The 15,356-nt window shown below is 56.6% G+C and carries 10 protein-coding genes and 4 tRNA genes; 9 read left to right on the plus strand and 5 right to left on the minus strand.

The window, feature by feature from the left end; translation table 11 throughout:
- Nucleotides 1-38: 38 nt before the first annotated feature.
- The gene (gene pyk, locus RBB62_RS18910) at nucleotides 39-1,475 is read right to left on the minus strand and encodes a pyruvate kinase (RefSeq protein WP_309400814.1); all 1,437 of its coding nucleotides are present in this window, start codon (nucleotides 1,473-1,475) and stop codon (nucleotides 39-41) included.
- A 217-nt stretch (nucleotides 1,476-1,692) separates the two neighbouring features.
- Here pyk and RBB62_RS18915 point away from each other — a divergent pair, with 217 nt between their 5' ends.
- The gene (locus RBB62_RS18915; protein ID WP_309400815.1) at nucleotides 1,693-3,804 is read left to right on the plus strand and encodes a response regulator; all 2,112 of its coding nucleotides are present in this window, start codon (nucleotides 1,693-1,695) and stop codon (nucleotides 3,802-3,804) included.
- Between the two features lie 332 nt (nucleotides 3,805-4,136).
- Here RBB62_RS18915 and RBB62_RS18920 read toward each other — a convergent pair.
- Both RBB62_RS18920 and RBB62_RS18925 read right to left on the minus strand, forming a co-directional pair.
- A tRNA-Asn gene (locus RBB62_RS18920) sits at nucleotides 4,137-4,211 on the minus strand.
- Nucleotides 4,212-4,658: 447 nt separating this feature from the next.
- Nucleotides 4,659-5,576 (minus strand): phosphoribosylaminoimidazolesuccinocarboxamide synthase, encoded by a 918-nt coding sequence (locus RBB62_RS18925; RefSeq protein WP_425499904.1) that lies wholly within the window; start codon nucleotides 5,574-5,576, stop codon nucleotides 4,659-4,661.
- 107 nt (nucleotides 5,577-5,683) lie between these two features.
- On the opposite strand from RBB62_RS18925, the gene RBB62_RS18930 reads away from it, so the two are divergent.
- Nucleotides 5,684-5,761 (plus strand) — tRNA-Glu (locus RBB62_RS18930).
- Nucleotides 5,762-5,868: 107 nt separating this feature from the next.
- Nucleotides 5,869-5,946 (plus strand) — tRNA-Glu (locus tag RBB62_RS18935).
- 77 nt (nucleotides 5,947-6,023) lie between these two features.
- Here the strand turns inward: RBB62_RS18935 and RBB62_RS18940 are convergent.
- Together RBB62_RS18940 and RBB62_RS18945 are read right to left on the minus strand one after the other, a co-directional pair.
- Nucleotides 6,024-6,680: a transposase gene (locus RBB62_RS18940; RefSeq protein WP_309400817.1), complete on the minus strand. Its 657-nt coding sequence runs from the start codon at nucleotides 6,678-6,680 to the stop codon at nucleotides 6,024-6,026.
- Nucleotides 6,681-7,008: 328 nt separating this feature from the next.
- Nucleotides 7,009-7,084: transfer RNA gene (locus RBB62_RS18945), tRNA-Thr, on the minus strand.
- A gap of 163 nt (nucleotides 7,085-7,247) precedes the next feature.
- Here RBB62_RS18945 and RBB62_RS18950 point away from each other — a divergent pair.
- From RBB62_RS18950 to RBB62_RS18975, 6 genes are all read left to right on the plus strand, one after another.
- Complete coding sequence (locus RBB62_RS18950) at nucleotides 7,248-8,600, plus strand: trypsin-like peptidase domain-containing protein (RefSeq protein ID WP_309400818.1); 1,353 nt, start codon at nucleotides 7,248-7,250, stop codon at nucleotides 8,598-8,600.
- A 740-nt stretch (nucleotides 8,601-9,340) separates the two neighbouring features.
- Nucleotides 9,341-11,740, plus strand: a complete 2,400-nt coding sequence (locus RBB62_RS18955; protein WP_309400819.1) for an AMP-binding protein — start codon at nucleotides 9,341-9,343, stop codon at nucleotides 11,738-11,740.
- Between the two features lie 149 nt (nucleotides 11,741-11,889).
- Complete coding sequence (locus RBB62_RS18960) at nucleotides 11,890-12,585, plus strand: esterase/lipase family protein (protein WP_309400821.1); 696 nt, start codon at nucleotides 11,890-11,892, stop codon at nucleotides 12,583-12,585.
- 12 nt (nucleotides 12,586-12,597) lie between these two features.
- A complete protein-coding gene (locus RBB62_RS18965) occupies nucleotides 12,598-12,960 on the plus strand; it encodes a hypothetical protein (protein ID WP_309400822.1) in 363 nt (120 codons plus the stop codon).
- Nucleotides 12,957-13,652, plus strand: a complete 696-nt coding sequence (locus tag RBB62_RS18970; RefSeq protein ID WP_309400823.1) for a hypothetical protein — start codon at nucleotides 12,957-12,959, stop codon at nucleotides 13,650-13,652. The genes RBB62_RS18965 and RBB62_RS18970 overlap by 4 nt, the downstream gene beginning before the upstream one ends.
- A 188-nt stretch (nucleotides 13,653-13,840) precedes the next feature.
- The gene (locus RBB62_RS18975) at nucleotides 13,841-15,091 is read left to right on the plus strand and encodes an LL-diaminopimelate aminotransferase (protein ID WP_309400824.1); all 1,251 of its coding nucleotides are present in this window, start codon (nucleotides 13,841-13,843) and stop codon (nucleotides 15,089-15,091) included.
- The last annotated feature ends 265 nt before the right edge of the window (nucleotides 15,092-15,356 follow it).

Genomic DNA, 15,356 nt, shown 5'->3' on the forward strand with positions numbered 1-15,356 from the left:
TTTGCCCTGCAAAAATCTTTGGGTGCAGCGGCACGCTGCTATTCGACTTGGCGCATTTGGACGGAGTCGATGGAGCGCTCGCCGACGATGAGGTTGGTGATGACGACCATCCAGTCACCTGGGGCGGCCCAGCGGAACTGGCTTTCCTTGAGGCGCTTGAAGCTTTTTTGGATGGTTGCTTCGGTTTCGTCGGAGAATTCCATGAGGAAGGGCTCGACGCCGCGCAGGAGCAGCATCTGCTTGAAGAGCAGCGGCTCGTCGGTGAAGACAAAGATCGGGCTGTAGTTCGGGCGTAGCGCACTGAGCACCTCGGCCAAATAACCACGACGCGAAAACACGACGATGCCGGCATTGAGGTCCTGTGCGAGCTGGGCGCTGGCCTTGAGCATCTGAGCCTTGGGCGTCTTGAGCTGAACATTGTTGTTCAGCGGGTCGTTGCGCATTTCGCGCTCAATCTGGCGGGCAATGCGGTCCATGACGCGAACACACTCTGCTGGATAGTGGCCGGTGGTGGTTTCGCCGGAGAGCATGATTGCGTCGGCTTTTTCAAAGACGGCGTTGGCGATGTCGGAAACTTCGGCGCGGGTCGGCAGCGGCGCTTCGATCATCGATTCCAGCATGTGTGTGGCGATGATCACGGGCTTTTTCTGCTCGATGCACTTGTTGACGGCGCGGCGCTGGATCACGGGCAGTTGCTCGTAAGGGCACTCGATGCCGAGGTCGCCACGGGCCACCATGATCGCATCGGAGGCGATGACGATGCTGTCGAGGTTGGCGATTGCTGTCTGGTCTTCAATCTTGGCGATGATGCGAGCCTGCGAACCACGCTCGGCCAGGTGACGGCGGAGGATGTCGAGGTCGTCCGCTTCGCGGACAAAGGACAGGGCGAAAAAGTCGATGCCTTCCTCGATGCCCAGGGCGATGTCTCCGCGGTCTTTTGCGGTGAGGGCCGGCAGACTGATGTGGGTGCCGGGCAGGTTGATGTGACGGCGATTGCCCATAGGGCCTGGGATGACCACTTCGCAGCGCACGCGGTCGCCCGGACGGATCTCGATGATCTTCATCCGCACGAGGCCACTATCCACCAGCAGCGTGGCACCTTCCTTGACGTCTTCAGCAAACTTCGGGTAGTTGACGGTCACCCCACGGATGCCGTCTTCCAAATTCTCCTCAATGTTGCCGCTAACGAGGAAGTCGAATACCTCGCCTTGTTTGAGCTCGATCTTTTCCGGGAGATCCCCGGTACGAATCTCTGGACCTTTGACGTCCATCATGATGGCGATGTGGCGACCGACTTTCTCACAGACCTTGCGTACGCGGCGCACGGAATTACGTGTCCACTCGTGGCTGGCGTGCGCCATGTTGAGACGGCAAATGTCGACCCCGGCCAGGATCAGTTCTTCCAAGCGCTCTTCGCTTTCGCTGGCGGGCCCAAGGGTGAAGACGATTTTTGTATGACGATAGCTTATATTCATTGCAATTAACCTAAGCGAAGCATGGGGTGGGCCAACTGACGCCGCAAGCGTGAACCCAACTCCCTAATGTGATTTACTGGTAAAACGACCGCAGAAAACTTCACTGCGGTGTAACATCGGGCAGAATCTTTGAAGTGGCGTTTTATCTGCTTTGTGACAAACTGCACAGTCAGATTGCCTTGGTTGACAGTCAATTTTTGCCCCTAATTAGCCAGCTATGAGCCACGATATGCCTTTCGACTTTAGCGATTCGCCGGAAACGACGGATTTGCGTAAGCTCGTTGGCCATAGCCACGCCGTCGCGGGGGCAACCAGCATCGCCAAGGTGCAAAAGCTTTTTCAGGAGCACCGTTTTAATTTCATGGCCGTGGTCGATAACCATCAGGTCATTGGTCTGTGTGGGCGGGAGCGAGTCGGTGGTCTGCTTGGTTCGCAGTTTGGTTACTCGATTTACGGCAAAAAGCCGATTCGCGAGGTCTTGGCACCGTCGCCGGAGATCATCCCCGACCAAACACCCATCCAGGAAGTGCTCGACAGCGTATTTAGCCGCAGCTCGGAGCGCTTTTATGAGGACGTCATTCTCGTCAGTAAAAACCGCGGTTTGCTGGGCCTGATACCCGTGGACAACCTCGTGCGCTTGCAAAACGCGCTCCTCAACCAAAAAATCCGTCTTCACGAGCGCAGTGAGGACAAGTTGATTCGCCAAAAGCTTCAACTTGAGCAACTCACGCTTGATTTGGAAAAGGCCAACGGCGAACTGGCCTCGTCGCACGACCTGGCAATTGAGGGCGCGCGGTTGAAATCCGAGTTTCTGGCCAATATGAGCCATGAAATTCGCACGCCGATGAACGGCATTGTCGGCATGATCAGTTTACTACAAGAATCTGAGCTCGACGAAGAGCAGCGCATGTTCGCAGACACCGTTCAGCGTAGCGCCGACTCTCTGCTCGGCATCATCAACGATATCCTGGACTACTCAAAAATCGAGGCTGGCAAGCTCGATGTGGACGCCGAAGACACGCCCATCCGTGAGCTCCTGGAAGAATGTGTGCAGCTAATGGCCCGCCAAGCGCACGATAAGGGCGTGGAGCTTATTTTGGACATTGATCCCACCGTCCCCCCTTGGGTACGGGTCGATCCGCTGCGCTATCGCCAAGTGCTGAACAACTTGATGTCCAACGCCATCAAGTTTACCGACGAAGGCGAGGTGAGCATCGTGCTGGACCAGGTGCACGACCCTGAGCGCGGCACGTTCCTGCGGACGCTGATTCGCGACACCGGCATTGGCATCAGTGAGGCGAATCAGGGTAATTTGTTCAACGCATTTATGCAGGCCGACGGCTCAACCAGCCGCAAATACGGCGGCACCGGCCTGGGATTGGCGATTTCACGCAAGCTGGCCAAGCTCATGAACGGCGAGCTGGAGTTTACCAGTCGCAAAGACGAGGGCAGCGTTTTCTGGCTCGATCTGCCACTGGAACGCTCCGTGGGCGAAGATTTTGGGGCGACGCCTGTCCGTATTACCAAAGGCCTGCGCGTGCTTGCAGTGGACCGCAACACGCGGGTCCGCGAGATCATGAGCCGCCAGCTAAAGCACTTGGGCTGCGAGGTAGAACTGCTGCGCGACAACGGATCGGCGCTGCTGCGTTTACGAGAAGCCCAGCGCCAGGGCACACCCTTTGACTTCGTGCTGATCGAAGGCGCACAGGAGGAGGTCAACGGCGTGACCTTCTGCGAGAAAGTCCGCGGCGACACCGAACTCAATCAAGTGGGCATCATCCTCGTGGGCAACATGGGTAAGCGCATCCGCTCCTGCTGTGAGAATGTCATACATCTTTATAAACCGCTCTGCCCCAGCGCCCTTCAGCGTCTGCTGGAGAAAAACCAGCCTCCGGAGCCCGCTTGCTGCGCGGCAGAGCCGGTGGAGCAGGAGCACCCTGGTCCACAGCCAAGCCTCCGTGTACTGCTGGTGGAAGATTCTGCAACGAACCAGGAAGTCGCGATCGAAATGCTGGAGCGCATGTCGCACACGGTTTACCTCGCCGAAAATGGGCTGCAAGCCTTGGAGTTTCTCCGTAGCCAGTCCGTCGACTGTGTCTTGATGGACTGTCAAATGCCAGAAATGGATGGCTATGCCTGCACCCGCGCAATCCGCGAGGGGTTCCACGGCGTCTCTTGCCGTGAGATTCCAATCATCGCCATGACCGCGCTCGCGATGAAGGGCGACGAAAAGAAGTGCCTCGAAGCCGGCATGAACGACTACTTAAGAAAACCCGTCAAGGTCTCCGAGCTCGCCACCGCCCTCCGTCGCATCCCGGTCCGTGTTTAGGCAAGGCAAGCGAGGCAATATAATCAACATGTTCAGAAGATTAAGCCAACAGCAGCCTAACGAAATGGACGATGGCACTGTCGTTGGGCATCAAAATCTTGATGATTTAAATTCAAAAAAACCTAACCATTAAAGGCTGCAAAATAATTATATCAAAACCGAATTGGCTGAGCCTGCACTCCCATGTGTACTCTCACAACCGACTCAGAGGGCCCCAAGCCATCACAGTGCAACACAAACAAGGGCAGTATTTCGAATTTGCAACTCCTTGAGGAGAAGATAGGTAGACTTGCTCAGGCCCTATCTGGCACATTAAGGCACAACGCCTTAAATGGCTGCCCGGGCTGGGATCGAACCAGCGACAAAGTGGTTAACAGCCACCTGCTCTACCGCTGAGCTACCGGGCAATAAAGGGTAGGAGTATGGCCCCACTTCTTCACTTGGCAAGTGAAAGTTTAAAAAAAATCAGTTTTTATCTGAGTCCGAAACAAGTCGCGTAAAGTCTTGGTTGTATGCGGGTTCCAGAGCTGCACAAATTCCCAATAAAACCAATTCGATCCAAAGAAATCGCGAAGGATTCGACTTTAAATAGCCGGATTTTCTAAAGGACCAAAGCTAGCCTCCCTTTCTTTTGCGGGAATGCTGGCGAATTCAGATCCTGGGATTTGACTACGGATTCATCGCTACGACTGTGGCGGGATATAACTCCCCGTCCCGGACACGATCAACGTCGGCAATCTAATCGTCGGCAGAATGTCGTGAGAATCACTGAGCATCGTTCCTCGCAAAAGAAACGTAGCATGCATCGTAATAACTCAGCCGGACGCCGACACACATGATGAATTGCTTGCCCGTCAACTGTCAATCATGAGGGCTTTCAGCGCGGCCAAATACTTTTCGCGGGTCTGTAGTATAACCGCTTCCGGCAAGCTTGGACCAGGAGGCGTTTTATTCCAATCGAGCGTTTCCAAATAATCGCGAACATACTGCTTATCGAATGCGGGCTGCGGTTTACCTGCCTCGTAGCCGTTCTGAGGCCAGTAGCGCGACGAATCGGGCGTCAACGCTTCATCGATGAGGTAGAGCTTGCCTTCTGCATCAATGCCAAATTCGAACTTTGTGTCAGCTAAGATCAGGCCAGCCTTCGAAGCATACTCGGTTCCAAGCTCAAAGAGCTTCAAGGCCACCGCCTTCACCTGCTCATAGCGCTCTGCACCAATCACAGCCGCGCCTTCGGCATCAGTTACGGGCAAATCCTTATCGCCAACTTCCGCCTTGGTAGTCGGTGTGAAAAGCGGCTCCGGCAGCAGACTGCTTTCTTCGAGGCCTTCCGGCAATGGCCGCCCCCAGAGCTCGCCTGTTTGCTTGTATTCCTTGTAACCACTGCCCGCCAGGTAACCGCGCACCACAGCCTCTAACTTCACCGGAGCCAGCTTGCGCACCAGCATGGCATAAGGAATCCATTCCGGGAATTCAGCCAACACCTTGCTGAGCTCTGCGTCGTGATTGGGCACGAGGTGGTTTTCAATGATCGAGGCCGTGCGCTCAAACCACCAGAGGCTAATCTGCGTAAGCAGGAGGCCCTTACCGGGCACGCCGTCAGGCATCACCACGTCAAACGCCGATAAGCGGTCCGTAGCAACAATCAGTAGACGGTCGCCCAAGTCGAAAATTTCGCGCACTTTGCCAGTCGCGATTTTTGGGTATGGCAAGTCCGCAACTTCCCTCCGGGCTTGCGTAGGCAGTGCATTGCAAATCTCATCAAAGGTCATGCTCGGGATGCTGGAGATGTGTCACCCAAAGCGCACGAAAAATTTTTCGAAAAAAACACTTGCGCAATCCAATCCTCCCAGTAGCGTTCACAACCTTTCTTAGGTCTGTCCCCATCGTCTAGTCAGGTCTAGGACACTGGATTTTCATTCCAGCGACCGGGGTTCGAATCCCCGTGGGGACGCCACTAAAGCAGCGCTTTAGTAAAGAGATGCTTCCGCACCTCAGGCAAACTTAAGATATTTTCTTACCTATCATTATTGCTATAGCATCGTGACAGCCATTTTCAGGTCTGTCCCCATCGTCTAGTCAGGTCTAGGACACTGGATTTTCATTCCAGCGACCGGGGTTCGAATCCCCGTGGGGACGCCATTTTGAGGGGTCTACCGGGTCTCCACCAAAGATTGGGGAGTGGGCCATTTTTTTTGGTTGTTCTAGTTGTTGGATGGTTATCCGCACTGTGCGATAACATGCAGTCGGTAGTTGTTAAAGTGTCTGAATCCGTAGGCGATTCGTTGCATGAGTTTCAATTTTCGATGGAAACCTTCGGTGATGGAGTTGTTTCTCGAGAATCGCCACATCGCCCCGATGGGCTCTGCCCAGTAGGCGAGTGTTTTCATGGGTTCGAAGTTGGATTGGTTGAGTTCGTCGATGAAGTCGATGAGGGCTCTGGCGTGTTTTTGGCAAGATGATTTGGCCTGGTGCTTTTGGTTGAACAGGTCGCAGATGGCGCGCATTTTGTCGTAAAGCGGTTGAAGTGCTGGCCAGCTTGCGAAGAAGGCTGTGAGTTGACTTTGCTGGAGTCTGGTGAGTTTTTCGGGTCGCTTTCGCAGGACTTTGAGGTAGCCGCTTTGGTGCTTGAGCTCGGGGGCGATTTGGCGTGCTAGCTCGAGGAAGTGTTGCATGACGATGCGCACGGTGTGGAAACGGTCGGCGACGATTCGGGCGTTTGGAAACCACTTTTTGACCAGAGCTCGATAGGGGCCGGACAGGTCAATGCAAACAACTTTAACCTTCTGGCGTCCAGGCAGTTGTGCGAGGAAGCCGCTGAGCTCGGCAGCGACCGGGCTCTTCCACTTCGGGACGCACGGCAAGGGCCACCACACCGCGCTGGCATTGTTGGTCCAAGATCACGTATCCTCTAAGAGGGCGTCTAAAAGTCTGATCGAGTCGGGGAGATGTATTCGAGAGGCGAAATTTCGGCTTCTGAAGCGAGGCGAAACCAGTTTCGTCGAGGTGAAGAAATGGAATTTTGACCACGAAGACGCTCTCCAACGAAGGTCAATTGAGTTTTTAGACGCCCTCTAGGTCCTATATTAGTTATCAAAGCTAAGGGCATCATGGCTTAAAAGCCTCATGTCCCCAATCTTTGAAGAAGAGCCCAAAAAATCCCGCAAGACTTAATGTCTACACGGGTTCGCGGTTTTCTTGGAATGGAGCCGGGCATCGGATTTGAACCGACGACCTACTCATTACGAATGAGTCGCTCTACCAGCTGAGCTAGCCCGGCACCCAAGAAAGCGTGAATTTAACAACATGCTTGGGGGTGGGGGTCAAGGCCGAAAATCACCTGAGATATCATGGCTGGTTTAGCAATTAGTCCCAAGGCTTGCCTTGGGGCGCGGGCTGCACATCTTGGTGGCATGTGTTCTGGACAGAGACGTTTGTGGCAGATGATTTTCGTAGTCTTGGGAGTGGCTCTGGTCTTGAGCGGCTGTACGCATCAGCAGACTGATTCGCTACAGGCGAGCTCGCAAACCCGACAGGAGTTCGACCGACTACTCGACAGCGTTGTTCGATTAGATGTGTGGGAGACCACTTTTCAGGGCGGCGCCAAGCGTACGGCGCGTGGTGTGGGCAGTGGTGTCATTATGACCGATGATGGCGTGATTTTAACGAACGCCCACGTGGTCAACCCCTATGCGGAGCGCATTTCGGTGACGCTTAATAACCTGGAGCGCGTGCCTGCGAAACTGATCGGCTGGGACCATTGGACCGACTTGGCGGTAGTGAAGCTGGATGCGGACGAAATTGCCAAGCGTGGACTGAGTTTTTCGCATGCTGAGTTTGGGGATAGCAGCAAACTGCTGCCGGGCGAAACCGTCTATGCCGTTGGCACGCCCAACGGCCTGACGCGCACTGTTTCGCGTGGAATTATTTCCAACACGAATCGTTTTTTTGAAGGCCGCACGGTGGGTCAGGGCTACGAGACGGGTGCTTTTAACACGTGGCTGCAAACCGATGCCGCGATCAACCCTGGTAATAGCGGCGGGCCCCTTGTCTTGCCCAACGGCCGTGTTATAGGCATCAACACCCGCGCTTATCTCGGCGCGAACAATCTCGCCTTCGCCGTGCCCAGCGACATTGCGCGAGATGTGTTGAAGCAGCTGCTGCTCGCTGATTCCGTTACGCGTAGCTACGTGGGCATCACGCCAGGCGCATTGCAGGATTTAGAAAATTTTTATCAATTGGAGGCCAACCGCGGCATGCTCGTGCAAAGCGTCGATCCGGGGTCGCCGACAAGCAAGGCGGGCATGAGTCCAGGTGACATAATTTTGTCGATTGACGGTGAGGCGGTGGATGGTCGTTTCCCTGAGCAACTGCCGGGCATTCAAAACTCGATTGCGAGCCGACCGGTGGGCAGTGAGATTCAGTTCGTCGTGCGTCGTGGCGATAAAACGGAGACGATGAACATCACCACCGAACCGTTGGAAAGCCGAGTCGGCGCCATGGAAGCCTTTGAGAAATGGGGGCTCAGCGTGCAGCGAATCTCCAAGGCGGTCGCGCGTGAGGAGAAGCTGAAGAGCAGTGACGGTGTGCGTGTGATGGGGGTGCAGGCAGGCTACCCAGCGGCAGAAGCAGGTGTAGGGCGTGGCGACATTATTTTGAAGATTGGCGATTCGCCGATCTCTACTTTGGATTCCTTGCAGACTGTTTATGACGCTTGGGTCGAGAATCCGGAGAAGGTGCTGATCGAAGTAGACCGTGGACACCAGGCGTCATACCTCGTACTAAAGCCGCGCTAGCGACTGCGGATTAGGATCGGGCGTGTAGGCGAGGTCCTCACGCAGCTCGAATTCATGTGCCGCATCCGCGCATGTGCCTTGGACTTGGCAGAATACCGGATCATTTTCGCGGCACTAAAGTCATCTGAGGCGCAGTGACGCACGTGTGCCGCCCCCGAATCCAAGCCTGTGTTGTTCGGAATCCAGGCGTTTGTTGCTGCATGTTCACTGCTGGTGTTAGTCCCTACGCCCACGGGCGTAGCTGGCTTACGTTCATGGGCGTAGAATCGTTACGCCCCGGGGCGTAGGTGCGCTACGTCCGTGGACGTAAGGACCAACAACGCCCCGGATGATGCTCCAAACCACGCCTGGATTCCAGACAACACAGGCTTGGATTTCACGTAACACCAGGGCCTGCATTTCAATCAATGAGAAGGTGGCGCGGAGCGTCCCCGCTCCGCAAGCAGGGCTGAGCAGCAAGATTAGCTCGTAACAACTGATTGGCGCAACCCGCGGTTCGCGAACCGATTGGTCATCTCCCTCAATCCTTGCGGAGCGGGGACGCTCCGCGCTACCTTTTTTTTTGCGATCGTTGCATACATTAATTGAATGTCGAGTGCATGGAATGCTAGGTTTGTGCTTTTGGGGATCGAATTCGAGATAATTCAATCAGATTCTTATTCTTCTAAACAACAACGAGTTAACGATAAGGCAGAGCGACCACAAACCCACTTGGCACGCCCCGCGCATTAGTTGGAGGCATGGACACCTCCGAAAATCACAACCAAGCCTTTAGCTTCCTGATCATCTCACTGGGCGCCGTGTTTGCGCTCTGGTTCGGCTTCCGTTTCGGCACGACGACTGGGCTGGGGCTGACGCTGCTCGGCGTCTCGATTGGCGTCATTGGCTACGGGGTTTACCGGCTGCGCTGCCACCGCAAGCAGATGGGCCTGAGCTTCGTGCAGAGCCTGGGTTACTGGCCGATGCGCGCCATCGTCAAGCTGCGCTACCGCATCGAGGTCAAGGGACTCGAAAACCTGCCGCGCGACGGCAAGGTGCTCGTCATCAGCAACCACGTGTCCTACCTCGACGCCGTGGTCATGGGCGCCGTCCTGCCGCGCAAGCTGCGCTTCATGAGCCACGATTCGCTCTTTAAGAACCCGCTGCTCGGCAAGGTGCTGACCATCGCCGGCGTGATCCCCGTCAGCCCGGCCAAGGCCCGCTCGGCCATCCGCACCGCGGCGACGCGTTTGGAGGAAGGCGAGGCGGTCGTCATTTTCCCCGAAGGCCACCTGACGCGCGACGGCCTCGTGGCACCGTTTCAGGACGGTTTCCGCCTGATCGCCCGCAAGGCAAATGCCCCCGTGCTGCCGGTTTACCTTGACGGATTGTGGGGCTCCATTTTCAGTGGCAAGGGTGGTCGCTTCTTCTGGAAGCTGCCACGCCTGGGACGCCCCACCATCCGGATCGTCCTCGGTGAACCCATCTCTACTGACATGTCTGCTGCCGAAGCTCGCCAAACGGTCCTCGATCACGGGGCCGACGCTTTTCAGGATAAACCGGAACTGACCGGCCACCTGGGGGGCTGGGTTGTGGAGCGCCTTTGCAAGCGCCCCAATGACATTGCGGTGGTCGACCACTCCATCGGCCGCAAGGAAATCAAGGCCGGCCTGCTGTCCGCCGTCGCGCTGAATCTCTCCAAGGTAATCCGTGAGCAGTGCCCCGAAAAGCGCGTGGGCATCGTCCTGCCTCCAGGCCTGGGTGGCATCATTGCGAACCTCGCCGTGTCGCTGGCTGGCAAGACGCCGGTTAATTTAAATTTCACTCTCGGCAAGGCGGCGCTCGAACGCTGCTTCGAGAAGGCCGAGCTGCAAACCGTGATTTCCGCCGCGCCGGTGCGCACTCAGATCGATGGCCGCATGCCAGGCTTCCCCTGGCCGGAGCACACACTCGACGTCAAGGAGCTGCTCGAAAGCATCCCGAAGTGGAAGATCATCAAGACGCTGCTCAGCCTGAAGTTCTTCGGGGCCAAGGGCGCGCTGAAGTTCTTCCAGGTTCCCGAGCGCGGCGACAACGCCGAGGCCGCGCTGCTCTTCACCAGCGGCAGCGATGGCGACCCGAAGGGCGTCGTGCTCACGCACCGCAACATCATTGGCAACGCCATTCAGGTCAACGAATGCGGCGTGCTGCCGACGGGTGAAGTGCTGATGGCGAACCTGCCCATCTTCCACAGCTTCGGCTTTACGGTGCAGATCTGGACCGCGCTCGGCGTCGGCGTAAAGGTGGTCACCACGCCATCGCCGCTGGATTTCAAGAAGACCGCTGACGTGATCGAACAGGAAAAGTGCAGCATCCTGCTGGGCACGCCGACTTTCTTCCGCCCGTATTTGAAGCGCGTTGAGCCCGAGAAACTCAAGACGCTGAAGATCGTGGTTGGCGGTGCCGAAAAGACGCCGGCCGGTTTCCACGACGCCTGGGAAGCGCGCTTCCCGAACTCGAAATATTTGGAGGGCTATGGCCTCACCGAGACGACGCCCGTAACATCCGTCAACGTGCCCGACCTCCCCGCCACCAAGGACGCACCTGCCGTTGAGCGCACACGCCGCGGCTCCGTGGGCAAGCTCTTCATCGGCATGGCCGCGCGCATCGAGTGCCCCGACACCGGCGCCGAGCTGCCCATTGACCAAGTCGGCATCCTCTGCCTGCGCGGTGTGAATATTTTCGACGGCTACCTCGGCGACCCCGAGCGTACCAAGGAGGTCATCGACGACGACGGCTGGTTCCGCACTGGCGACCTCGCCCGCTGCGACGCCGATGGCTTCCTCTACATCGAAGGCCGCCTGAGCCGGTTCTCCAAAATCGGCGGCGAAATGGTCCCCCACGGCACCGTGGAAACCACGCTCGCCAAGGCATTCGACGTCGCCGAAAGCGAGACGCCGCAGATGGCCGTTTCCGCCCGCAACGACGACACCAAGGGCGAAGTGTTGGTGCTCTTTACGACATTCGACATCGAGGACTCCACTTTGCGTGACAAAGCAAAAGAAGCCGGCTTAGCGAACCTTTGGACGCCGAAAATCATCCACAAGGTCGACGCCATCCCCGTGCTCCCCACCGGCAAGCTCGACCTCAAAGGCCTCAAGCAACTCGCTGAGCAGGCTTAGGACGAAGGCGACGTTTACGGCGTAGAAGCGGCTTCTAGCCGCTTTGCCGAATCCAACTGGAACCAAAGCGGCAAGATGCCGCTTCTACGTAACGCAAAGCCTCGCAAGCCCAGCCCGAAGGTCTATAAACCCACTAACTAATTTTTCCCATGTGGTCTGTTTCTAAAACCAAGGTGCACGAGTATGGTCAGCGCGATGGCGCGGAGACCGTGATTCTGCTCGATGGCATCGGCCCGAAGTTTCGTCATCTCGATCGAATGATCAACACCCTCGCTGAGCCCGGGCGCCGCGTGTTGCTGATCGATTACCCGAGCACGCGCCAGCCAATCGAAGACTTGGTCGAGCATGAGCTCGCGCCCGCGATTGCCGGTGCCGACATCCCAGCCGACCGCCCGTTGTATTTCGTCACGTTTTCCATGGGCGGCATCATGGCGCGGCAGTATTTAAAGCATCACCGCCCGGACAACTTACACCGCGTGGTGCACATCGCCCCGCCCAACCACGGCAGCGAAGTCTCCGACTGGCTGCGCAAGTTGTGGATCTTCCGTTGGGGCTTCGGTAAGCCTGGCCAGCAGCTGGTGACCGATGAAAATTCCCTGCCGAACCAGATCGGCCCCGCAAACTACGAGGCAGGCGTCATCGCCGGCTGTAAGTCGATCGACCCGTGGTTCGCGTGGATGTTCAACGGTCCACACGACGGCAAGGTCTCGGTGGAAAGCGCGAAACTCGACGGCATGCGCGACTTCGCCATCGTCCCCTCCAGCCACTACCTGATCATGAACCACCCTCGCACCCTCGAGCTCACCCGCCGCTTTTTGGCGGAGGGGAACTTTGGGGAAGGTTGATTCCGACCAGCCATGAACCGCATCAGCGCATTGCTATTTGGCGTCCTCTATTTCGGAGGCGCATATGCCGCCATATGGTTTTTAATTCAGTTGCTCAACTGCGGCGACCCAGCGCTTTCGGGCGTGGGCATCTATTACGCAATTTGGATCATTGCCTATCTGCCGATGGCGATTATCGCGGGCATCCTGCTTTGGCATAAAACGCCCAGAAATAACTTAATCTTTCAAGCTGTTGCCTGGGCTCTGGCGATTGTCGCCCTCATGGCCTGTTCGCTATTCTTTGACCTCAAATGGCCTATGCTAATCCTCGAATACACCATCTTTGGCCTGGGCTTGCTGATTACGAGGATCACCCGTAAATTACCAACAACATGACCACCCACGACGCCCGCAACCTCCTGCTGAAGTCCTTCATCGGCTTCCTGATCATCACCGCGATCCTTGGCATTGTGACCGTGCTCGGGGGCGAGTTTGGCGAGATCCAGCTCAAGATCATGGGGACCACGTTTTCGATCTCGGCGGCCAGTATTTGCGCGATGGCCTGCGCGGCGTTTGTGGAAAAACGGCAGCTCCCAGCGCTCGGGTGGACCGGCGTGGCGATCAACTTTCTGGCGGCGGCGATGCTGATCTTTGCCATGTGGACCGAGCAGGGCGACGACGTCTTTTGGAAATGCACCATCACGCTGATCGTTGTTGGGCTGGGGCTGTCGCATTCGCTGCTTTTGCAACTGCCCAAGTTGTCCGAGGAGATGGACTGGGTGCAGCCGGTCGCGGCGGGCGTGGTTGGTATTCTCGCGGCGATGGTTTGCGCGGCGTTTTGGGGAGAGATCGACAACGAAGGCTTCTACCGCGTGCTCGCGGTGGTGTCGATCATCGTGGTGCTGTTCACGCTGGTGATTCCGATTTTAATGAAGCTCGCCAAACCCAAGGCGGACGATGGGGCGGCGACGGTGGAAACTTCGAAGACGCCGACCAATGCCTTGGTGCTGACTCCGCTTGAGGGCGGTTATTATCAAGACGCCCAGGGCGCAAAATATCGCGTGGAAAAGGTGCCCGATTCAAAATGATTTTAAACCGCAGAGAACGCGGAGGACGCAGAGCGGGGTCGAATTTAAAATTTGAAAGCGAAAAAAACTCTCTGCGTCCTCCGCGTTCTCTGCGGTTTCCCTTCACGGATGATGCCTATGCGAGAGTTGGTTTAGACTTGCCGCAAAGCGCCCGTCAGGCTTTGGTGTTCGGTTTTCGAGAAATCATCATGTCAGAAGATCCCTACATCCAGCAACTTTTCGCTGAACGCATTGGTGGCGCCCAATACGGCAAGTCCACCGCTATTTATAAGTTTGAGAAGATCAAGCGCGCGAAGATCGCCGCCAAAAAGGAAAAGCCCGAAGTCGAGCTGATCGACATGGGTGTCGGTGAGCCCGACGAAATGGCCTTCCCGGAAGTCGTTTCCGCACTTGTGACCGAAGCCGGCAAGCCGGAAAACCGTGGCTACGCCGACAACGGCGGCGCGGATTTCAAGGAAGCCGTCGCCCGCCACATGCAGAAGGTTTACGGCGTCGAGATCGACGCGTCGACCGAGGTTTGCCACAGCATCGGCTCCAAGACCGCGCTGTCGATGATCCCCGCCTGCTTCATCAACCCAGGGGACTACGTGCTGATGACCACCCCCGGCTATCCGGTCTTTGGCACGCACGCCAAGTATCTCGGCGGCGAAGTTTACAACCTACCGTTGACCGCAGAAAACAACTTCCTGCCCGACCTGAAGAGCATTCCCGCGGACGTGCTGGCCAAGGCCAAGGTGCTCGTGATCAATTACCCGAACAACCCGACCGGCGCTTCCGCCACGGTTGAGTTCTTCGAGGAAGTCATCGCTTTTGCCAAGGCGAACAACATCGTCGTGCTGCAAGACGCCGCTTACGCCGCCCTCGTGTTTGAAGGCGTCAAGCCGCTGTCGATCCTACAGGTTCCCGGCGGCAAGGATGTGGCGATCGAGCTGCACTCCCTGTCAAAGAGCTACAACATGACGGGCTGGCGCATTGGCTGGGTCTGCGGCAACGAGCTGATGGTTAAGGCCTACTCGGACGTCAAGGACAACAGCGACTCCGGCCAGTTCCTGGCGATCCAAAAGGCCGCCGCCCTTGCGCTGGACAACCCGCAGATCACCGAGGAAATCGCCGCCAAGTATTCGCGCCGAATGGACCTGCTGGTCAAGACGCTGACGGACTCCGGCTTTACCGTAAGCAAGCCCAAGGGCAGCTTCTTCCTCTACACCGCGATTCCGCAAAGCGCCACCACTCCAGCTGGCGAAAAGGTAGAGTTCAAGACTGCTGAAGACTTCTCGCAATTCCTCATCCGCGAACTGCTGATCAGCACCGTGCCGTGGGATGACGCTGGCACCTTCGTCCGCTTCTCCGTCACCTTCGCCGCCAAGGGCAAGGTAGCGGAAGAAAAGATGGTCGATGAGATCAAGAACCGCCTCGATGCGTGTTCCTTTGAATTTTGATTCAAAGGTGATTAAAGATTAAAAATTAAAGGAAAAAGTTTCCAAAACCGGGCGTCGCAAGGCGTCCGGTTTTTTGCAGCGTGCCGCTGCACCCAGATATTTGCCCATTGGGCAAATTGGCGAGTCCGACTGCGATGGTAAGCGTTGCTCAATCGTACTACTGCATCCGACGGTCCCGCGGAACGTTGGCTAGAGATAACATGAAGTTGCCGGGTCCAGCACTTGCTCAACCCGGCAACCGATGATAGATCAAAAACAATACCTG

The sequence above is a fragment of the Cerasicoccus maritimus genome (assembly GCA_031296935.1).
Lineage (GTDB): Bacteria > Verrucomicrobiota > Verrucomicrobiia > Opitutales > Cerasicoccaceae > Cerasicoccus > Cerasicoccus maritimus.